This window comes from Leuconostoc sp. UCMA20149 (assembly GCF_030400235.1).
In the GTDB taxonomy this organism is placed as follows: domain Bacteria; phylum Bacillota; class Bacilli; order Lactobacillales; family Lactobacillaceae; genus Leuconostoc; species Leuconostoc pseudomesenteroides.
Window position 1 is genome coordinate 55,622 of record NZ_VJYC01000008.1, and the last position, 21,025, is coordinate 76,646.

At 38.7% G+C, this 21,025-nt stretch carries 24 protein-coding genes; 4 read left to right on the top strand and 20 right to left on the bottom strand.

From position 1 onward, the window contains the following. Nucleotides 1-2: 2 nt before the first annotated feature. The 6 genes from FF105_RS07565 to FF105_RS07590 all read right to left on the bottom strand — a co-directional run bounded on the left by FF105_RS07565 (nt 3) and on the right by FF105_RS07590 (nt 5,805). Nucleotides 3-1,142: a trans-sulfuration enzyme family protein gene (locus FF105_RS07565; protein ID WP_010278137.1), complete on the bottom strand. Its 1,140-nt coding sequence runs from the start codon at nt 1,140-1,142 to the stop codon at nt 3-5. Next, complete coding sequence (locus FF105_RS07570; RefSeq protein ID WP_290046568.1) at nt 1,139-2,245, bottom strand: trans-sulfuration enzyme family protein; 1,107 nt, start codon at nt 2,243-2,245, stop codon at nt 1,139-1,141. The genes FF105_RS07565 and FF105_RS07570 overlap by 4 nt, the downstream gene beginning before the upstream one ends. A gap of 7 nt (nt 2,246-2,252) precedes the next feature. Beyond that, nucleotides 2,253-3,125 carry a homoserine O-acetyltransferase/O-succinyltransferase family protein gene (locus FF105_RS07575; protein ID WP_010278144.1) on the bottom strand — a complete coding sequence of 291 codons (873 nt, stop codon included), beginning with the start codon at nt 3,123-3,125 and terminating at the stop codon, nt 2,253-2,255. A gap of 457 nt (nt 3,126-3,582) precedes the next feature. Beyond that, nucleotides 3,583-4,299: an ABC transporter permease gene (locus FF105_RS07580; protein ID WP_010278146.1), complete on the bottom strand. Its 717-nt coding sequence runs from the start codon at nt 4,297-4,299 to the stop codon at nt 3,583-3,585. Beyond that, nucleotides 4,299-5,042 carry a hypothetical protein gene (locus FF105_RS07585; RefSeq protein ID WP_010278148.1) on the bottom strand — a complete coding sequence of 248 codons (744 nt, stop codon included), beginning with the start codon at nt 5,040-5,042 and terminating at the stop codon, nt 4,299-4,301. The genes FF105_RS07580 and FF105_RS07585 overlap by 1 nt, the downstream gene beginning before the upstream one ends. Next, nucleotides 5,035-5,805: an ABC transporter ATP-binding protein gene (locus FF105_RS07590; protein WP_010278155.1), complete on the bottom strand. Its 771-nt coding sequence runs from the start codon at nt 5,803-5,805 to the stop codon at nt 5,035-5,037. Before FF105_RS07590 ends, FF105_RS07585 begins: the two co-directional genes overlap by 8 nt. Nucleotides 5,806-6,184: 379 nt before the next feature. Here FF105_RS07590 and FF105_RS07595 point away from each other — a divergent pair, with 379 nt between their 5' ends. Continuing rightward, nucleotides 6,185-6,511, top strand: a complete 327-nt coding sequence (locus tag FF105_RS07595; RefSeq protein WP_010278159.1) for a thioredoxin family protein — start codon at nt 6,185-6,187, stop codon at nt 6,509-6,511. Nucleotides 6,512-6,594: 83 nt separating this feature from the next. Here FF105_RS07595 and FF105_RS07600 read toward each other — a convergent pair whose 3' ends face one another. The 3 genes from FF105_RS07600 to FF105_RS07610 form a co-directional block, all read right to left on the bottom strand. Further along, nucleotides 6,595-7,455 carry a S1C family serine protease gene (locus tag FF105_RS07600; RefSeq protein WP_010278162.1) on the bottom strand — a complete coding sequence of 287 codons (861 nt, stop codon included), beginning with the start codon at nt 7,453-7,455 and terminating at the stop codon, nt 6,595-6,597. A 93-nt stretch (nt 7,456-7,548) separates the two neighbouring features. Next, on the bottom strand, nt 7,549-8,844 hold the full coding sequence (locus FF105_RS07605; RefSeq protein WP_010278165.1) for a sensor histidine kinase: 1,296 nt from the start codon (nt 8,842-8,844) through the stop codon (nt 7,549-7,551). Continuing rightward, complete coding sequence (locus tag FF105_RS07610) at nt 8,837-9,526, bottom strand: response regulator transcription factor (protein ID WP_010278168.1); 690 nt, start codon at nt 9,524-9,526, stop codon at nt 8,837-8,839. The genes FF105_RS07605 and FF105_RS07610 overlap by 8 nt, the downstream gene beginning before the upstream one ends. Nucleotides 9,527-9,785: 259 nt before the next feature. Between FF105_RS07610 and FF105_RS07615 the strand changes: the two genes are divergently transcribed. After that, on the top strand, nt 9,786-10,373 hold the full coding sequence (locus FF105_RS07615; RefSeq protein ID WP_010278171.1) for a TetR/AcrR family transcriptional regulator: 588 nt from the start codon (nt 9,786-9,788) through the stop codon (nt 10,371-10,373). Between the two features lie 14 nt (nt 10,374-10,387). Here FF105_RS07615 and FF105_RS07620 read toward each other — a convergent pair whose 3' ends face one another. From FF105_RS07620 to FF105_RS07655, 8 genes are all read right to left on the bottom strand, one after another. Continuing rightward, entirely contained in the window at nt 10,388-10,753 is a 366-nt protein-coding gene (locus FF105_RS07620) for a type II toxin-antitoxin system PemK/MazF family toxin (protein ID WP_010278174.1), read from the bottom strand. A gap of 43 nt (nt 10,754-10,796) precedes the next feature. Further along, nucleotides 10,797-11,918, bottom strand: coding sequence for an alanine racemase (gene alr / locus FF105_RS07625; RefSeq protein WP_010278175.1), 1,122 nt, complete (start codon nt 11,916-11,918; stop codon nt 10,797-10,799). Continuing rightward, nucleotides 11,915-12,325, bottom strand: coding sequence for a holo-ACP synthase (gene acpS, locus FF105_RS07630; protein ID WP_031940992.1), 411 nt, complete (start codon nt 12,323-12,325; stop codon nt 11,915-11,917). The genes alr and acpS overlap by 4 nt, the downstream gene beginning before the upstream one ends. Before the next feature lie 71 nt (nt 12,326-12,396). Then, nucleotides 12,397-13,683 carry a D-alanyl-lipoteichoic acid biosynthesis protein DltD gene (gene dltD / locus FF105_RS07635; protein WP_010278179.1) on the bottom strand — a complete coding sequence of 429 codons (1,287 nt, stop codon included), beginning with the start codon at nt 13,681-13,683 and terminating at the stop codon, nt 12,397-12,399. A 4-nt stretch (nt 13,684-13,687) separates the two neighbouring features. Continuing rightward, the gene (dltC, locus tag FF105_RS07640) at nt 13,688-13,924 is read right to left on the bottom strand and encodes a D-alanine--poly(phosphoribitol) ligase subunit DltC (RefSeq protein ID WP_010278181.1); all 237 of its coding nucleotides are present in this window, start codon (nt 13,922-13,924) and stop codon (nt 13,688-13,690) included. A gap of 37 nt (nt 13,925-13,961) precedes the next feature. Next, nucleotides 13,962-15,176 (bottom strand): D-alanyl-lipoteichoic acid biosynthesis protein DltB, encoded by a 1,215-nt coding sequence (gene dltB / locus FF105_RS07645; RefSeq protein ID WP_010278183.1) that lies wholly within the window; start codon nt 15,174-15,176, stop codon nt 13,962-13,964. Continuing rightward, nucleotides 15,169-16,698 carry a D-alanine--poly(phosphoribitol) ligase subunit DltA gene (gene dltA / locus FF105_RS07650; protein ID WP_010278186.1) on the bottom strand — a complete coding sequence of 510 codons (1,530 nt, stop codon included), beginning with the start codon at nt 16,696-16,698 and terminating at the stop codon, nt 15,169-15,171. Before dltA ends, dltB begins: the two co-directional genes overlap by 8 nt. Before the next feature lie 14 nt (nt 16,699-16,712). Next, nucleotides 16,713-16,853 (bottom strand): teichoic acid D-Ala incorporation-associated protein DltX, encoded by a 141-nt coding sequence (locus tag FF105_RS07655; protein ID WP_031940993.1) that lies wholly within the window; start codon nt 16,851-16,853, stop codon nt 16,713-16,715. 217 nt (nt 16,854-17,070) lie between these two features. Between FF105_RS07655 and FF105_RS07660 the strand changes: the two genes are divergently transcribed. Both FF105_RS07660 and FF105_RS07665 read left to right on the top strand, forming a co-directional pair. Continuing rightward, nucleotides 17,071-18,195: a PTS transporter subunit EIIC gene (locus FF105_RS07660; RefSeq protein ID WP_228934951.1), complete on the top strand. Its 1,125-nt coding sequence runs from the start codon at nt 17,071-17,073 to the stop codon at nt 18,193-18,195. Next, a complete protein-coding gene (locus FF105_RS07665) occupies nt 18,185-19,018 on the top strand; it encodes an alpha/beta hydrolase (protein ID WP_010278191.1) in 834 nt (277 codons plus the stop codon). The genes FF105_RS07660 and FF105_RS07665 overlap by 11 nt, the downstream gene beginning before the upstream one ends. 61 nt (nt 19,019-19,079) lie before the next feature. Here the strand turns inward: FF105_RS07665 and FF105_RS07670 are convergent, their stop codons facing one another. The 3 genes from FF105_RS07670 to FF105_RS07680 form a co-directional block, all read right to left on the bottom strand. After that, nucleotides 19,080-19,628 carry a sigma-70 family RNA polymerase sigma factor gene (locus FF105_RS07670; RefSeq protein WP_010278193.1) on the bottom strand — a complete coding sequence of 183 codons (549 nt, stop codon included), beginning with the start codon at nt 19,626-19,628 and terminating at the stop codon, nt 19,080-19,082. 81 nt (nt 19,629-19,709) lie between these two features. Next, complete coding sequence (gene rlmB, locus FF105_RS07675) at nt 19,710-20,459, bottom strand: 23S rRNA (guanosine(2251)-2'-O)-methyltransferase RlmB (protein WP_147651174.1); 750 nt, start codon at nt 20,457-20,459, stop codon at nt 19,710-19,712. Further along, a complete protein-coding gene (locus tag FF105_RS07680; protein WP_010278195.1) occupies nt 20,456-20,863 on the bottom strand; it encodes a Mini-ribonuclease 3 in 408 nt (135 codons plus the stop codon). Before FF105_RS07680 ends, rlmB begins: the two co-directional genes overlap by 4 nt. Nucleotides 20,864-21,025 lie beyond the last annotated feature (162 nt).

Genomic DNA, 21,025 nt, shown 5'->3' on the forward strand with positions numbered 1-21,025 from the left:
ATTCAAATTGTTGCCAATCCAGCGTCTAAGTCACTAATTAAATCAGCCACATCTTCTAATCCCACTGAAAATCTCAATAATCCAGGGCTAATACCAGTCTTGTCCAATTCTGTTTGATTGAGTTCAGCGTGGCTCATTTTAGGTGGATAGCTGATGATACTTTCCACTGCACCCAAGCTAACTGAAAATGCGGGTATTTTAAGTGCGGAAACGAGTCGTCTGGCATTGGCTTCACTACCAACATCAAAACTCAGTACAGCGCCACCATTTTTTGCTTGTGCTAAGTGAACATCGTGCCCTGGATGTGTTGCCAGGCCGGGATATAGTACGTTGACGATTTTAGGATGTTGTGCTAAATGTTCCGCAATTTCTTGTGCAGAATGAGCAGCGTGAGACATTCGAACTCCCAATGTCTTAATACCTCGTAATAATAACCATGTATCCAAAACACCAAGTGTTGCACCGACGGCATTTTGAATAAAATAAATTTTATCAGCTAATTGCTGGTCATTGACCACTACTGCACCTGCCAAAATATCTGAATGCCCCGCCAAAAATTTGGTTGCTGAGTGGACAACGATATCTACACCTAAATCTAATGGCTTTTGCAGAAATGGTGACATAAATGTATTATCAGCAATTGTGAGTAACCCGTGTGCTTTAGCAATGGCTACCACTGCTTTAATATCCGTAATATGCAAAATGGGATTGGATGGTGTTTCAATATACAGCGCTTTGGTTTCTGGTTTAATAGCTGCTTCAATAGCCGATTCATCAGCAAAATCGACAAAGTCATGTGTAATCCCCCAACGCGGTAAAATTTCTTCTAACACGCGAAATGTCCCACCGTATACATGCTGACTTACAACTAAATGATCCCCAGCCGATAAGGTAAACAACACACTGCTGATTGCCGCCATGCCAGTACTAAACAAATAACCATATTTTCCATGCTCTAGTGTTGCAATTGCTTGTTCGCCTGCCTCGCGTGTCGGATTGCCGGATCGTGCGTAGTCATATTCACCAAACTGATCAAATGATGGTTGATCAAATGTCGAACTTAATTGAATAGGCGTGTTAATCGCACCAGATATAGGATCGTGCACAGTTGCTGCCTGAATAATATCTGTCCACTCGCTCATTGCCTTGCCCCCTGTATTGCATTTACCAAATCATCTAGAATATCATGTTTTTCCTCAAGACCTGCACTGACACGCACAAGATGATCCGTAATTCCGAGTTTTTCTCGTTGCTCGGCTGTCATATCATGATGTGTTTGAACAGACGGTATTGTAATCAACGTCTCAGGTCCACCTAGACTCTCAGCAAATGAACAAATATTAAGCCCTTTTAAAAAACGATCAACATCATAATCTTCTGACAAATAAAAACTCACCATACCACCTAATCCTGCATACAAAACGTGATCTACTCCTGAAACACTTGCTAATTTTTCAGCTAGAAAATGACCATTTTCATTATGCCTTGCCATTCTCAAATGTAAGGTTTTCAGGCTTCTTAACAACAACCAAGCACTAAATGAATCTAGCACCTGCCCACGTGTGACCAATGTATCTTCAATTTTTTGGGCTAAATCATCTCGCCCAGCAACGACAACACCAGCTAAAATATCATTGTGCCCACCTAAATACTTTGTAGCAGAATGAACGACAATATCAGCGCCGAGTGGTATCGGATTTTGGAAAATGGGTGTTAAAAATGTGTTGTCTACCGCGACTAGTATATCCGGACGCACCGCTTTAACCGTTTCACATAACCAATGAATGTCAATAACTTTCATAGTTGGATTGGAAGGTGTCTCAATCCAGATTAACTTGGTCTCTGGTTTAATGAGTTTCAAAATATCATCCCCATCTGTCCAGACGTCATAGGTCACACCATTATGTTCGACCAATCCATCAAAATAGCGATATGTGCCACCATATAAATCATCAGATGTAATAAAATGATTACCTGATTGAATTAAAGCATCAAACACTAGGTCAATTGCCGCCATGCCGGAACTTGTAGCAAATGCTTGCCGACCATACTCTAACTCGGCCAATTGTTCTTCCAAAATGCTTCTGGTTGGTGTATTCATTCGGGCGTAGTCAAATCCTGTTGATTCTCCTAAACCTGGATGCCGATAAGCCGTTGAAAAATACAGTGGACTTACAACGGCGCCAGTTTTCATGTCATCGGTGCCATTACCACCTTGTGCTAATAAAGTATCTATATTTGTCATAAGTTTCTCAATTCAATGCTGATATTAGGTTAATTGCTGTTATTTTGTTTGTCTTTGCCACAATTAGTTGCCCCCAATTTTTAAAAAATTGGTTTGCTGTGTCTTGCCAACTGTTGCGTGGACGCCCATTAACAAAATAATTTTCCGGTTCAAGTGTCTGATTGTCACCGGCTGAGTCCCGATAATATTCATCAGCCAGAGTTGTTGTGTCATACTCCAGATGACCGCTGATATACGTCGAGTTCACGCTTTCATCTCGGAGAATAAAAGCACCCAATTCGTCATCATCAGCCACTCTTAGCCGTCGTGGTATACCCAATGACGGTATAGTAAAGTATCGAGATTGTGGCATTTTCAACACATCTAAGTCCCAAGTTAGCTCGCTTTGCGCGACATGCCCAGGGCGATAGACGCCCGACACTTTGTTTTTAATCGCTTTGACTGGAAAATTTCTTTCAGTATAACCTGCCGCATAAGTTGCCCAACAGGCAAATAAGCTTTCCGTAACATGCGTTTTTCGCCATTCCAATAAATGTTGAAATTCTTGCCAATAATCGACTTGCTCAAACTTAATTTGGTCAACAGGCGCGCCAGTTACGATCAACCCATCATATTGTTGGTGCCAAACGCCCCCTAATGTCAAATAATGATTAGTCACTTCGACTGCATTATGTCTTAAATTATGAGTGGCTGGTATTGCAAAAGTAACCCGCACGTTGACTGGCAGAAAATTCAACAGCCGGACAAATTGTTTTTCTGTTTGTAAACGATTAGGCATCAGATTAACTAATAAAATGGTTATTGTTGGTTGTAGTAATTTGTATGAACCAATAATTGTTTGCTGCTGTTTTAACAAGCCATTTTCTAAAATAACACTCATAACTTACCTCCTTAATTTGACAATTTAGCAAAATAACACAAAAAAACCGCAATCTATTAATAATAGATTGCGGGACGTGAAAAACGTGTTACCACCCGGTGTTCATGTAGGTTCTCGCACCCACACCTCCAAACGTACGCCGCTAATCTTTCGTCGAGAACATCTGTGAAAGTCTTTGGTAATACGTTGTCTGGTAACGGGTGACACCCGATTTCAACTTACTGCGTTGCACATATGAGTGTACGCCTGCTCGTATCCGTGAAAACTCCAAGACCATTTTCCCAGAAGCAACCTTATCTGCTTTCACCAACGACAGACTCTCTTTTTAAGGCATTTTATGGTACTTATCTCTTCAACGTTTATGTTGCTTTTAACTATAACTTTATATCCACATAATGTCAATAGCATTTTCATAATTAACAAATGAAATCTCACAATAACCACATAAAAAAAGATATCACTGAATCATGGCATGCCGTTTAACACGTTTAATTTGATAGTGATACATGCTGATTCCTAGCAACAGCCAGATTCCCGCAACAATACTATCAAGGAATAGACTCCCTGATCCAGTTAAAAACCATTGCATCGTCTGAGAAAAAGGTAAGCATTGCGTGAGAAAAGCCAACCATTTGGGATAAAGTGATACCGGTACAATAACACCACTCAATAATATGATAACTGTCCCTAAAATGTTTGCAGTCAAATAAGGGTCGTCATGTTGCCACGATATAATAATCGCCACAAAAGCAATGATTTCACCATAAATCAAGAGTAATGGTAACACTAGAGCAGCTCGACTTATCCACGAAGTATCTCGCGTTACAATTGTCACTAAAAATAAGGTAATGATTACCTGCCCTAACGCAACAATCAAGGCTGCGGTAAATTTACTGGTCCAGTATTTTATTGAGTATGGTGATTCAACAGCCATCTCCAAGGCAACTCCGCGGACTTGATCGTTAACAAAAAGCGCTGATAAACTGCCTAGTAGTGTGCCAACAGCGGTCATTAAACTAATGGCAACCACTGATTTAATCGCTGCAATTGAACTAAATTGGGCACGCAATAATCCAATCATTAAAATTTCTAAAACGGGTGTAATCACAAAACTAACAACAAACGTTCGCCAATTTCTGAAATAAGGCAATGAAAGCAAGTCTATTTTTAACATTAGATCACCGCCATATCGCCAGTAACACGTAGTCGCCGTAAAGAAATTTTCAACAAAAAATGTGCCATTATTAACCATACTACACTGAGTATTAACATTTGCAACACATCGATACCCGTGACTAAGTTAGGCTGTAAAATCATTTTTACAGGTGTTGCCATAGGCAGAAACAACCCTAATACTTCGACTACCATTTGATAGCGTTGCGGAACAGTGTAGATGCCAGCACCAATCAAAATCGGTATTAATAAAAGACTTTCGTACAGCATGGCATTTGGCGTTAATACAAATAAACCGGCTACAACAAAATCTAGTAATATGACACTTAACCACAGCGTTATAACCCCTAACACCAAAATCCAAGTAATGCCTGTAGTACTAACTCCTAAGACCAAACTCGTCAGCCAAGCCACAGGAAAAGCTAACAAACCAAAACAGGCTGCCGGTATTATCAGAGTCGCTAAGCTAATCGCTTCTCCTTTAGTGGTGTCAAGAATATAAGCCAATGTACCTTGTGCACGTTGATATGGTATGACACCTGCTGCAGAAGTACCAGCCGCCCAAGTACCGATAATGCCTGCTCGCAACCAAATCGTTTGGTTCCCCAAATCATGAACAGCGTTTGCAGCGACATATTGCATCAATACATAACCAATCGTGGTCACAAAAACAATCGTACGAAAATAGCTGTTTTGAGCAAACAACTTCAAATGAAACCAAGTCAACGTCATAAAGTCAATCATGTTGACGCCTCAATTCTGGCGCAAGCGCCAAATAGGACTCTTCAAGCGTTGCTGGACGGTCAACTTTGGTGACACCTGATAAAGCTACAACGCTTGCCACCGTTCCATCATGAAGAATTTTACCTCCACCGATTAACAAGACCCGATCTGCTAAATCTTCAACCTCAGTCATTGTATGACTCGTCAGCAAAATTGTCTTTCCTTGATCTGCTAATTTGCGTATTAATCGTCGTATTTCATGGGAAATTTCCACATCCAATCCGCTGGTGGGTTCGTCAAGCAAAATAACATTTGTTGCTTTCAATAAAGCACGAGCGATATGCATTCTCTGTCGCATACCACGAGAAAATTGCCCTAATTGTTTGTCACTAACATTGGCGAGGTCAACATCTTGTAGTGCCTGAGATATTCGGTTACGTCGCTCTCGACGGGAAATACCAAACAATGTTGCAAAAAAGTTCAAATTATCATAGGCTGTGGCTCGTGCATAAAAACCTAATTCACCCCCAAAAACCGTAGCAATATTTGTAGCCATTAATTTTTGATGCGTTAGTATATTCACACCGTCGACTAATACATCACCACTCGTTGGTGCCAGATAACCAGAAATCATTTTGACAGTCGTCGTTTTCCCAGCACCATTTGGTCCTAATAACGCTACTATTTGGCCAGATTCAATCTTAAAAGAGACATCATCAACTGCCACAAATTCGCTTACTTCGGTAAATGTTCTTCTTAAGTGACGTACCTCAATCGTTGTCATGACGCACCTCCACCAAGCAAGAGACATGATATTGTTTTATTTTATTCAATTTTTTTATCCTTGTACTCTAAATAAGTAGGTCAAACTTTCGAACAACCTACATGCAATCTAGTGCACAATTTTGAAAGTTATGCTTGCATAAATTGTGCACACTCAACATCAAAATTATTATTCATCGCAATCATTGCGCTACCTCCAAACACGGGTTGGACGATGACAAACATCATCGTAGTTAATTTAAAAACGTTTTGATATCAAGTGATATCACATTTTTATTATACAGATATGAGATTAGATGTCAATAAAGTTATAATCATTCACCTTATTATGCCCTGAAAAATATGCTATAATGCTGACAAGTATTAGAAAGGATGAAAACATGTACGAACAATTACATCACACAAACGAAGAACTCGATCGCACTATCGCCCAATCTGGTCGCCACGTCTTATTCTTATCGGCCGACTGGTGTGGTGATTGTAAAGCAATTAAACCCTTTGTTCAAAATATTAAAGATACCGTTACAACCACTGCCGATTGGATTGATGCAGATCGTGATGACAACATCGACTTTGCTACGAGTCACAACATGCGAGGCATTCCATCTTTTGTTTTATTTGAAAATGGAAAAGAAATTTCTCGTGTTGGTCATGGTGAACGCTTAACACCGCAGCAAGTACTGGATTGGTATCAAAGTACAATATAAAAACCGCTGTCTAAACTAAATTAAACCTGCTAACTTGACAATCATCAAGTTAGCAGGTTTAATTCAAAACGAGACAGTGGTTTTTACTTTTCTGTTTTAGCAATAAAGGATTGAACAATATCAGCAGGGATAGCAAATCCCATGCCTTCAACACTTGTGCCATCAGTCGATGAAACAATTTTTGAGGAGGTAATCCCTATAACCTGTCCTTTAAGATTAATCAACGGGCCCCCAGAGTTACCAGGGTTAATAGCTGTATCGGTTTGAATTGCCGTCGTAGCAGATGAGCCGGTCTCCTCTGCTGTGAGTTCTCGACGCGGTGCTGAGACGATACCACTAGTTAATGAAGTAGCATAATCCGATCCTAAAGGTGACCCAATCGCTAATACTTGTTGTCCTGCTAGTAGTGATTTAGAATTACCAAATGATGCGGATACTTTGATGTCAGTCGCTGTGGCCTTTAACAATGCTAAGTCTTTTGTTGTATCAGTGCCGACAATAGTTGCCTCAACTTTTTTCCCGCTAGCCGTAATTAGCTGCAACTTATCTGAATCAGCGACAACGTGATTGTTTGTGATAATATAAGCATATCCATCAGCAATTTTATAAACAACACCAGATCCTTCTGAAGCTGTCTCTAGCTCTGAACTACTACTTTGTTCTTCTTGATTAAAGAAAGACGACCACCCGTCGCTCAGCGTGGCTGCTTTTTGCAAATTTTGTACCGTAACAACGGCATTCTTCACCTTATTGTAAGCCGTCGTTGCCGTGTCACTACTTGTGTAGGCGGTAGTCGCTACCGTTGCAGTTCCAGCCGAGTTCGAAGTTTTTGACTGTTTAGTTGTTTGTTGAAACCATGAGTTTGATTGCATGCCTGTATATACTGTCAAACTGGCGACTAAAGCTGAAACGATTGCAACGACAAAAAGAGAATATTTTTTCATGTTTTTTCCTCCATTTTGGTTCCCTGTCGCTCAAAAAAATGTCAGTGAACATATTTGATATGTTTATCATATTTAATCAACATAAATTCTATATTAAAGTGGTAGGGCAATCCTAAAAATAGTACCTTGTGGGGTATTATCCAAAACCGTTATTTTACCACCATGCGCCTGTACAACCCATTCAGCAATTGATAAGCCTAATCCAGTCCCACCTGTTTCACGATTTCCAGTCTTGTCTTCGCGATAAAAGCGGTCAAAAACATGTTTCTTAGCTTCATCACTAATGCCGCGACCAGTATCCGCAACACTTAAAATGAACTTTTTCTTTTCAATTCCGGCCTTAACCGAGACCAATGCGCCCTCATCTGAATATTTTAATGCATTATCAAGCAACAGTACCAACAATTGATGAATTCGTTTTTGATCAATAAAAACTTCTTGATCCACATCAACGTTTAACGTCACCTTCTTACCATCAAACTGTGCCATTTCTTCGTATGGTGCAATGATTTCACCCAAAAATTCCGACACATTCGTCGCTTTTTTCTCGATTTTAGTCATATTTGATCCAGATTTTGCCAAAGTTAACATATTGTTAGTTAAAGAAGTTAATCGGCGAACTTCTGAAAGTGACAAAATAATGGCATTCGATTGGTCACGCACAGTTGACTCAGGCTTCATCAGCATATTTTCCAGCTTACCTTGTATGACCGCCATTGGTGTCCGCAACTCATGTGCCGCATTATTGACAAAATCTTGTTGTTGCTGCCAAGATTTCAATATAGGTCGCATATTGAAACGTGAAATAATATAAGAAACCAACACTGCTAGTAAACCAAACAATCCAAAGGACCAAAAAAGAACTTTTTTGAAGTGGGCTAAATTAATCATCGTATCCGTCACATTTACCATGATTAAGCCATTTGCAGCAATGGTATCATAACTTTTAGCCGCATTCTTTTTGAATTTAACGCCAATAACGCGATAATAGTTTCCAGCTATTTTATAGGTTTCCGCTTTGTCCGTTAACGTAGACTTTTTAAACTTAACCGTGGCTTGCAGCGCTTTCTGCATTGCTTTTTGTCTTGGATCAGTAACAGAGGTGTCGACAATCAACTTGCCATTTTTATCAAATGACCAAGTATCTGCGCGTGTACTCGAACTTACAATTGGTTGAGATTTTTTTACGTTATTGTCTGAGGTCGATAATAGGCCTTGATTATCGTACAATCGAATGGCTTCGTTAATTGCATTATCAGCGCTTTGAAAAACTGTCCGTGTGTACGATAGAAAAATCACACTGGCCAAAATCGAAAAGATAACAAAAAAGCTGGCGAGGAGCCAAATAAATCCACGGACTTGCTGCTTTTTGTTAATAATACTAGGCATCGCTTACCTCTAAAATAAATCCAATATTTCGTAGTGTTTTGATTAAGTCATTTTGACCAACCGCCTCTAGTTTACGACGTAAATTATTCAAATAAATATTAACAACATTGATTGTGGTATCAGAATCAATGCCCCAAACGCGATCAAATATTTGATCGCGCGTCACAATGATATTTTTATTTTGAGCTAAATAAGTTAATATATCAAATTCTTTACCAACTAATTTAACTTGTTGCCCATGAACTTGGACACCTCTATTTTCCAAGTTAATTAACACATCACCAACTGTAATCGTATTATCCTCAGAATAAACACCTGATCGACGTAACAAAGCCTTCACTCTCACTAACAATTCTTCTCTGTGAAATGGCTTAGTCAAATAGTCATCAGCACCAACGTTAAAGCCTTCAATTTTATCGTCTAGTGAGCTTTTCGCCGTTAAAATGAGCACTGGTGTCTCAACATTGTGATGCCTTAAATTCTTAATGACCTCAAGTCCATTCTCGCCAGGCAACATTAAATCAGAAATAATCAGATCGTAAGGCACTTCTTGCGCCTCAAATTCACCATCCAAACCATCCGTAACTGCCTGAACATCAGCAAAATCCTGCAAAAATCCAACCACGTTATCCGCTAAATTGACATCATCTTCGATTAATAATATTTTGATTGCTTTAGACATTTTCATATCTCCATTGTACCTATTTTATACCGTTATTATACGAATTCAAAGTTAAAAGGAAGTTAAATAACACTACACGTCATTTTACCATGATTTTCAATATTTTCTCTTGCATTCAAAACGCCTATTTCAGTAAATATGCACCAAAAATAATATAGTTATCGTTTCAACCACTGGACACATTTCGATAATATGACCATTTTAAATGAAAAAATAACTCATATAATATGATTATTGGTGTATCAGGAGATAGAATACAATGTCGAAAAATGCAAGTCGTGAAGCAACTCAAGACAAAATTCTTGAGACTGTCATTGACATACTTCACGAGGTTCCATTATCAAAAATCACAGTTGCCGAAATTGCCCGACGTGCCAACATCAATCGCAAAACTTTTTACAAATATTTTGATACACCCACTCAAGTTCTCCTCGTCCGTTTAGAGGACAAAATTTTATCTGAAATTTTGTATGAATTAACACAGCAAACTTGCGATCCTATTGGTCATACACTTGATGTTACCAATCATAAACAAACAAAAATTGTCCTTAACGTTTTAATTCGTTACCGTGAAGCTATCACCGCTGCCTATCAAAATGCTGGTGGCCTAGATTTCGAGTTATTCGATGACTTTCTCGCCCGCCTACGCCGTGATTGGTTACCATTTAAGAACTGCCATACAACTGAACAAAAATTTGTTGCAAACATTCTAAGTCAAATGCTAATTAAGCTGATGGTTGATTGGCTAACAGCAGACGTTCTTTTACCAGTACCCCAACTCATACATCGTGCTGATATTTTATTCAATACATCTATATCAAATTTAAACCAACCAAAAAACCGATAAAATCAATCGGTTTTTTATTTTAACCCAACGCTAATGCGTAGAGCATGCGCAACTTGTTGCATTTCCTTAGAGTTAGCCTGAATATGAGCAATTTTATCTCGTAGTCGGCGTTTATCAATTGTTCTAACTTGTTCCGCTAAAATGACAGAATCTTTTTTCATCCCACCTAAATGTGCAGGAAGTAAAACATGCGTTGGTAACTTTGGCTTCGTAATCTGTGAGGTAATCGCCGCTATAATTGTTGTTGGTGAATTAGCATTACCAACATCATTTTGAATGATTAACACAGGTCGGACACCAGCTTGCTCAGAACCAAGCCCCTGTTTGAGATCGGCGTAAAAAACATCGCCACGCATTACTGTTTGTTGTTCTATTGTCATAATATTCTCGCTTTAATATGTACACGCCAGTTGGCGCTTTGTTTTAGTAGTGTCGGGGCAACCTTGGCCCTAACGTTGTTAAAATTTCATGTGGGATAGACTTTGCATAGTTTGCAACATCTTCTAACGTAATTTTCTGCTCACCATCTTGACCAATCAATGTAACTACCGTGCCAACAGGATACATTTTATTTAATGTTATCACAATTTGGTCCATAGTGACACGTCCAATCACATGCTCGATATGCCCATCAACTAATACTTTCATCCCCGACATGCGGCGTAAATAACCATCGGCATAACCGATTGGTAGTGTGGCCACCCATTGTGGCATTTCTGCAGTATATGTTGCACCATAACTGACAGATTCACCTGTTTCTAGGCGGTGTACAGAACCAATTTTAGACTTTAGTGAGAGAACAGATGATAACTCAAAAGGCATTGGCAAATCAGGTGTTCCTGGATTATAGCCATATAAAACTGATCCGACGCGAATAGTATTAGTATCAATTTCATTGTGATGCCAAATTGCTGAACCTGAATTAGCTAAATGCCAGTAATCCGCGGGAATATTAGCCGCCTGTACCCATTGATAAAAGCTATCCACTTGTTTTTTATAATAGGTCTCGTTATTGTCATCTGCGGTTGCAAAATGCGTGAATACCCCTGACAAAACAAGCTGTTCAGAAGATTTAATCACATCATAGAGCGATTTAACCGCTGCTTCAGAATGTGCGCCCATTCTTCCCATACCAGTGTCAACCGCTAATTGAACATTTAACTGTTGCCCACTTGTAATTTGGCTCATTGCCTCTTCTAACCAAGCAGTCGTCCCCACAGCAGGAGCCAGCCTATATTTAACCATGATAGGTGTCTGCTTAACATCTTGAACACCCAATAATGTGATGGTCACATTTTCCTGTGACAGTTTTTCGCGTAATGCAACACCTTCACCCACTGTTGCAACAGCAAAGTCCGTCACACCAATCTCTAATAATGCTTGAGCAACAGCCGCCATGCCATGCCCGTATGCATTAGCCTTTACCACTGCAATTAAACGTTTTGCCCCGGCATAACTCATAACTTTTTTTGCATTTTCTTGTATGGCCTTCAAATCAATCTCAAGCCATGTTGGTCTCAAATTTAAAATCTCATCATTTGTCATGAGAGAACACCCCTTTTTGGCAATAACCTTACACTTATTTTTTCCCAAATTGTCAAACGCTCAATAATAACAATTGTGTTAACTTGATCGCCACTATGGGTGATGGCAACATAAGTATGGTACGGAAAATTTTTAACAGTCATAACTGGTCGTCCATTAGTTTCATTTAGAATTTCAATATCCTGCCAATGAACTTTTTCACCAATGCCATAACCAGTAGCTTTTGAGAACGCTTCTTTAGCGGAAAATCTGCCCGCAACAAATTCAGCAAAATGTTTACCATTTCGCTGTTTAGCCGCTTCTTGCTCTGCCGGTGTCAATATTGACAGCATGAAGTTTGATTGTCGGTCAACAATTTGTCTCACGCGACTAATTGATTCCGTATCGTTCCCAATTCCTATTATCATGTCTCTATTGTAGCAAAAGGTTAAGCAATGACAATACTAATTTGTCTCACTTAACCTTCTACATTCCTGTTTTATTTAAAATTAGCTAAATTATTAGTCGTTGGCATTAAATTTTGCCATTTTTCTGATAAATAATTATTGTTAATTTTGTATTTAGGTGCTTGATACCCTTTCGCAAAAAAAGGTTTGAGAGCCTGATCGGTTGCCAGCCAACCACGCCAGCCCATATGAATAGTATCCTGCATGAAATACTTTTTCCCACCATCGTGTGAAAAGTCAGCAATATTATTGAATCCTTGCGACTTCAATTGCTTTTTAACTTTGTTAACACTTTGATAGTACATCTCAGTATTCAACCCTGTATATTTTGACCATTTTTGGTTCACAGGTTGAATAATAAACAACACATCTGTATGTTCCTTAGCAAATTCTTGTAAAACTGCTTGAAAATCACCATATTCTTCCGACTGGCGGTAATCAAAGTTTGTCTGTGATTGTGCTAAGCGCTTCAATCGCGGCTTAACACGTTGTTTAAAGAAACTATTTTTAATGCCAAACGGATTATTGCTTGTTTGCTTTTTAGCAAACTTATCCGCCTGTTTAATCAAAAGACTTTGATTATCAGCATTTGGTAATCTTTTTAACGCCGGCTTAACTTTTTTGTTCCAGTTATTCGTTAGCGTTATATTTGAGAACAATTGATCTTCACGAACCAACATACGATTACGAATAATCAACATATTCTGATCAGTTTCAGATAGTGGTTGATTATTCTTAATTTTAGTGATTAGGTTAGCATAAAAATCACTATCGCACACTTGCTTTTGCTGTAACAATCGGCGCGCAATGAACCGATCAGTTGGTGTGATTTTAGTAATATTACGCAACCAGTTCACGGTTTGCAAAGGTGAGTAAAATTCTGGAAATGCCCATTTTGTATCCCGCTTAGTGAACCATTGTTGCGAAATAACAAAAACTGCCTGCTTTTTATGCAATGCTGGCGTCATTTCCTGCATCCCCAAATAATGCGCCAATGACTCAGTTCCTGCCTGTCCAAGTAAAAATGGTCGATAATTACGATCATACTTCTCTGCTAACATGCTAGGATGCATCGTATCTAATCGCAATAATTCACTTGATCCAAAGAATGGCACATAGTGCGTATCCGGATCATTAAATGCTTGCATTTTAACTGTTTCACCTTTAAACACATTTTTTGAGAATGAAACCGACGCCTCTTGAATATCTTTATTTGAGATTTGACTTAATGAAAATGGTACTAATAACAGTACAGTAACCATGACAAATGCCAAAATTACCGGACCAAAAATCCACCACAGCCCCCGCTTTTTATTCATCGTATTAACCCATCAAAGATTCAACTTTAGCAATCACCTTATTAGGCGTGTTCCAATCATTGCGATCAAATTCTGAAACTGGTGCTTGAATGTCGAACTTGGTTTCTAAATCAAGTAGCAATTCAACAGTTGCCATTGAATCGAGCAATCCACTTTCAAAAAAATCGTCGTCCATTTGATCTGAAATGTCTTCACCAATAATAGTGTTTAAAATTTCTACTACTTCTGTTTTTACATCCATGTTATTTCTCCTGTAAGTTATATTGTACTACTAACGATTAATGATGATGATGGAACCATAAGGTATCCAAAAAACCACTAAAGAGTAAGAAACTAATCATCACGACGTGGAACGTCAAGACAATGGCGAACGCTTCTGTAAACTTATTATGCGGTACATGATGCTTTTTCTTATATCGCAACCATGCATCGTTGACCACTAGGCCAACACCATGGAATAAACCATAGGCGATATAATACCAAGTTAATCCGTGCCAGAAGCCCATTAACAACATATTGGCTATATAAGCCACGTTAGAAGTCGTAATTCGACTCTTGAACCATTTGTTTTTCATCATCATGAAGACCAACCTCATGAAAACAAAATCACGGAACCAAAATGATAGTGTCATGTGCCAACGATTCCAAAATTCTTTCAAGTTTTTGGACAAGAATGGCAAATTAAAGTTCATTGGCACTTCTATACCCATGACATAACCAGTTGCAACTGCAAACAATGAGTATCCAGCAAAGTCAAAGAACAAATCAAATCCATACGCATACATGACACCAATTAGCCACCAAGACCATCCACCATTAGCATGCGCCGATAGCATTGCCATATGTTCAACTCTTGGCAGAAGCAAGGTGCCAAAAATGTAAGATAAAACAAATTTGTACAAAAATCCAAGAAAGAAAAAGTGAACAGCTTTTCCAAGCATGTCTAAGTATTTTTCTCGCGCCGGTACACTTTCAATATCTTTCACAAAACGACGATATCGATCAATCGGTCCGGATGATATTGTTGGTAAGAAAAGCATGAAGCGCAGGAACAGCCAAGGGTTAAACGCTTTAATAGTCCCATCTCGCGTTTCCATAATCATGGCAACTGATCGGAAAGTTAAATATGAAATTCCCATAAAACCAAGCAGCGTCGTAACATGTGTCCAATGTGCAGCAGGAGCAATTTTTACGAGTGCCAGTGGCACAATCGCCAAGACTGTTGCGCCATAAAATACCCAGCTATTGTTAGCTTTTTTACGATATATCGTATAAGCCCAGACTAGTAACCATTGCCAGATCATATAACCAATTAAGGCGAATCCTTCATGATACTTATGCCCATCAAACATCAAAAAGATAAAGACAACTGAGACTATTACTTCATACCAGGCAAAACGCTTGCCAAAGTACAAGCCGATAGCCAAGGGCAATAATGCCAGTAACAAAATAATAAAATATTTTGGATCAGCATAAGGTTGTAAATTAAGCATCCCCATTCACCTCAGCAATCAATCCTTTTAAATCAATTTTGCCGTTGGGTGTGAGCGGCATCGCTTCTCGATAGATAAAACGACCAGGTACCATATAAGGCATCATAATGTCTTTCAATTCGTCTTTAATGGCATTGGTTAATTGCATAGGCTTTTCAAATGAGTTGTCGCTAGCAACAATGACGGCTAGCAATTGTTTCACTTTTCCTTCGTCATCATAGCGTGGTACTGCTGCTGCTTGTGCCACAAAGTGACTCTGTTGCAACTGTTGTGCAACCTCTTCTAGTTCAATTCTGAAACCATGCAACTTTATTTGAAAATCACTTCTACCACGATAATGCAACAATCCAGAAGAATCCATGGTTGCCAAATCACCAGTTTTATAAGCCTGATGTCCATCAATTTGTTTAAAAGCTTGTGCCGTTTTTTCAGGATTATTAAGGTATCCCTTTGAAACAGAAGGTCCACAAATTACAATTTCGCCAGTTTCTCCGGCTGGCACGTCTTGCCCATCGGGATCCTGAATTTTGATTGTTGTATCTGATTTGACGTAGCCGATTGGCATCTTGTCGTTAGTTGCAATAACCGCTTCGGTAATTGGCAAACCAGAAACCGCTACCGTCGCTTCTGTTGGACCATAGGTGTTATATACTGTTGCATTTGGAAATCGTGATAGTAACTTTTGAGCAGTTGTACTCGTCAGCACTTCACCACAGAAAAGAAAATGCGTCAACTGTGGCAAATTTTCTTGAGTAAAATTAGGATCCAGCAAAGCGACATCAGCAAACGATGGTGTCGAAACCCAAATATTGAGGTCCAATTTAGGCAATGTTCCAAATAATGTTTTGAAATCATCTGCCGTTTCTTTTGGCAGCGCTTTTAGTGTGCTGCTAGACAATAGTGCTGGTGCCCAATCCATAACAGATAGGTCAAATGAGTAAGGTGGCTGTGACAAAACTTGGCTTTTTTCTGGCCAATTGAAGTCATCGCTCAACATCCAATCTGCAAAACTAATTAGGTTACGATGTGAGATCTGAACGCCCTTCGGTTTACCTGTTGTACCAGATGTGAATATGATATAGAAATTATCGTCACCCTCAACTGGATGTGTTATTTGATAAGACGTTTCATTGTCAAAAATACTGGTAAGTGCTTTTGGATCAATCACCGGCACTGAAGTAATCTCAATCGGCAACTCATCAACAGCAATCACAAGCGCTGGCTTGCCAATCTCTAATATGTCGGTTAGACGCTCATCAGCAGAACTCTTGTCAACTGGAATATAAGCGTGTCCTGACTTGGTACTACCTAAAAAGCTAGCAATCATCTCAAACTGTTGCCCGCCATAAACCATAATTGGCGCTCCAGTTGGTAAATTAAGGCTATCAATATGAGCCGCCAGACTGTCTGATCCTGACTTTAGCTGCGCATATGTGTGTGTACGTCCTAATTCATCGTATGCAATCAAGTCACCGGTGTTTTGCGCAATTGCATCAATTTGATTAATCACGTTACTAATCATGTTAATTCCCCCATTTAAAACTCGTTATAGATAAAGTGCCCCTCACCAACACCTGAATAACCATAAAGGTATAATAATACCAAAATGATGATGAAATAAAAGAGTGTACGACCAATGAAATTAACTATTGGACGCTGAAAGAACTGTTTTATCATTCAAAATACCCCCATCTGAATGGATTAATGTATAATCGAAGTAACAAAAAAATACAGTTACAACGACATAATAGAACTAATTATAACACATATATTTCAAAATGTTAATATTGTGTTTCAATACTGGAGCAACATGATAAAAAAAACAATCGATATCACTACGAAACTAGATAACTTCGTCCTTAAAAATAGGATGATTAGTACCACGCTCTTCGCCATGAAACAGACACTCCCTCTTCTGGCAGTTTGTGTCTACGCACGACTTATCTCGCAGCTCATCTTGTCACCAAATGCGTTGTTCGTAACACTATTTGATTGGCGATTAAGAATACCTGCTATTTTCCAATTACAAGAAATGCTCTCCTTGTTAGAAGTATTTGTTCTGATGATTCTATCAGCAACTTTTACCAAACGCTATTTGTCGGTTCGGAAAGTAACGCAAACGACCTTACCCACCCTCACTAATTTTTTAGGCACTTATTTTTTATTTTTAGGTAAAGGCCAAACACCAACTTATGATACTTCACAGTATTTGTTAGTCATTCTGCTGTCTTTCATTAGTTGTGAAAGTTTCTATTTTTATCAAAAATTTGTCAGCGGTGATAATCCGCAACCGTTTGCTGTCAGATTTTTGATTTGGGCTGCCCTGATTTTACTAATTGATGTTGCTTTACATTTTGCTATTCAACGCAGCGTGGTTCGATCTGCATTGAATACCTTGTTATCTAACAATTTTTTTACAACCTTCATTGGTCTGGTGATTATTAGCGTAGTGGCGCCACTACTGTGGTGGCTAGGAATTGGTTTGCCGCGTGAATTAATTAATAATCCCAGCACTATTAATGCTGTCATTAAAAATTTAGATACAATTTTGACAAACACAAATGCTACACTGCCTTATCCAACTAACCTTTATAGTGTCTACACAGCTTTTTCTTTATTTGGTGGTGTTGGCAGCACATTAGCAATCAGCTTTATTCTCCTATTCTCCATTAGAAAAAAGCAACAGCATTTAGGTATGCTGTCACTCCTACCTAGCTTATTCAATAGTAATCAGCTGTTATACTTTGGCTTACCAATATTTTTACGACCGTTAATGCTTGTCCCCATGATTTTGACAAGCCTACTTGGCACATTAATCGGTTATACCGCTATTGTGACCCATCTCATTAAGCCAGCAACACTTTCAACACCCAACACGACACCAAGCACACTCGTTTCTTTCTTGGGGAGTAATGACAGTTGGTCATTGCTAATTGTCGTTATCATTTTTGCACTATCCGTTGTTATTTACAGACCATTTATTGTCATAGAAACATCCGAGGTCAGCTATGAGAAATAAAGTAATTATCATATTAAGTTTGTTACTCATGGCTATCATTGGTTTTTTTGGTCACGATTGGGTAACACATACTAATAATAATCAAGCAAAAATTCAAAACTCTCGAATGGCACCGATTATTTTTATTCCCGGATCTAGCGCCACAATTAATCGGTTTGATAATTTACTAAGTAAATTAAATAATCCTAAATCAACGCACAGCATTTTAAAGGTCCAAGTCAATACTGATGGCAAATTAGTATACTCAGGGCATATTAGAGCTAATGATGAACAACCATTTATCGTCATTGGTTTTCAAAACAATCGAGATGGATATGATAATATCAAAAAACAATATCGTTGGCTAAACACAGCCATGACCGATTTGCAAGAACGTTATCATTTTAGAAATTTTCAAGCAATCGGGCATTCCAACGGCGGTTTGATTTGGACTGGATTTTTGGAAAACTATTATAGCTCTGACAATTTTAACATGACAACGCTCATGACGTTAGGCACGCCTTATAATTTTTCTGAAGTGACGTTGGCTCGTCGGACAGTGATGTTAACTGATTATATCAACAAGAGTAAAAACTTGCCCAAAGGATTGTCGGTTTACTCAATTGCCGGCACAGAAGATTATACAGACGACGGTATTGTGCCTGTACAAAGTGTCATCGCTGGAAAATACATCTTTCAAAAACATGTTAAAGCCTATACCCAAATCACTGTTTCTGGCAGTGATGCCCAACATTCAAGCTTACCGGAAAATAGTGAAGTTGTTTCACTAATTCAAGAGTATTTGTTGACAAAAACAGATAATACTGGCCGTCCAACACCTTAAAACTCCTACACTCAAAAAGCCTTGTAGCGTGAATAATAATCACGTTACAAGGCTTTTTTCATTATTTCACACCAGCTTCTATCATTTTTTTGAGACGATATTGCATTTGTTCAAACCGCCGTTTATCACTCTCAGCAATATCGTATTTCAAAGCACCTATCATTTGTAGGACTGCATGCTTGAATGAAGTCGATTTTGCTAAACTTAATTGGTTAATAGACTCTCGTAAACCAACAATAACTTCTGGATTATACGTGTCTGTAGCAATATCTATGGGTTTTTCATCATCATCGACCCAAATCATCTTTTGACAAAACTGTGCTTTTTCAGTGTTATGATGTCGCAACAAATCAATAGCTCGATTTGATAGCGCAGTAATAAAGTAAGTCGAAAATTTTGCACGTGGGCATGCTACTTCATACCGTTTCACACACTTCATTAGTATTTCAAGTCCCTCGGAATACCAATCATCCTTTTTAATATGCCCACTTATTTTTCGCTTATGAACGTTAAAAATAGCAGGTTTTAAATGTTTTATTAGCACACTGTATGCACAATCATGTCCTTTTTTTGCCGCAATTACTGTGGCTAACAGCCTATCTTTCGTCAATATTATGCTCCCGTTTGTCGCATACATTAACAGAATATAAGATAGATATCATCGTGCTATTCTGTTTATTTGGTATGCGTATTATAACGGATGACGTGAATTATATCCTTGATATATCAATAAACTAGCTGCAACACTGGCATTTAAACTCTGAACATGCCCAATCATTGGAATTGTTAACATACCATCCACCTTTTTCTTCAAAAGTGGCGAAATGCCCTTCCCCTCGTTGCCAATGATTAAAGCCGTGGCTCCCTTGGCATCCAAGCGACGATAATCTTCACCAGACATGTCGGTACCAAATATCCAGACGCCACGCTTTTTGAGTGACTCGACAACTGCTGCCAAATTAGTCACACGAGCGACTGGCACGTGTTCGATAGCACCCGTGGATGTTTTGGCCACTGTCGCGGTCAGTTGAACCGCGCGACGTTTAGGAATGATAATACCGTGGACGCCAGCAGCGTCGGCCGTTCTTAAAATTGATCCTAAATTATGTGGATCCTCAATACCATCTAAAATCAAAAAAAATGGCTCTTCATCTTGTTGACTGGCTCGATCAAATAAATCATCAATTGAGGCATACTCAAAAGCGGCAACACTCAGCACAACACCTTGATGGTTCCCGCCATCAGTTAATTCATCTAATTTCGATTTAGGGGCTTGCTGAACAACTAATCCCCTTTTTTTTGCAAACTGCAAAACTTCATTGCGCATTTTATCTTGCAGGCCAGTTTGTACCCAAACTTTGTTGATTTCTTGTTTGCTTTTTAGTGCTTCAACACTGGCATGATGACCATAAATGAATTCACCTGCTTCATCACGTTTCATTTCTTTATTCTCCCAGTTTCAATTTCGTCAAAGATCCATGCCATTAACGTTTGCAATCGTTTTTGACGGTTAGACAAATATAAATAACCAAACAATGCTTCAATGCCTGTCGAAATTCTATAGGTAACGACATCAGTATTTTTTGCTTTCGTGTGTGATTTGGCGTTTCGACCACGCTTAAAGTAGATTAGTTCATCTTCGAAAAGAATTTGATCGTCTGACATGCGTTGAAAAATTGCTGCGTGGGCTTTAGCCGACACGTAATGTTTACTTCTTTTTTGAAGATCATTTACCTTTGTCAAACCCATTGCTAACAAATGTTGTCGCACTTCTAATTCATAAATTGCATCTCCAATATAAGCCAATGCCAATCCGTTCATTTGTTCGTAATTTAAATTATGCATAATTCAATTATACGCAATTATGATAGATTGCGTATAACTTTTCAAACATCGTTCTGCAGAACAATAATTAGTTTATCTTAAACAACTGAAAACACATACCCTTTTGGCATAATCGACATCATTTTTGGCATAACGTGCACATTCGCCTGTTGATTTTATTTT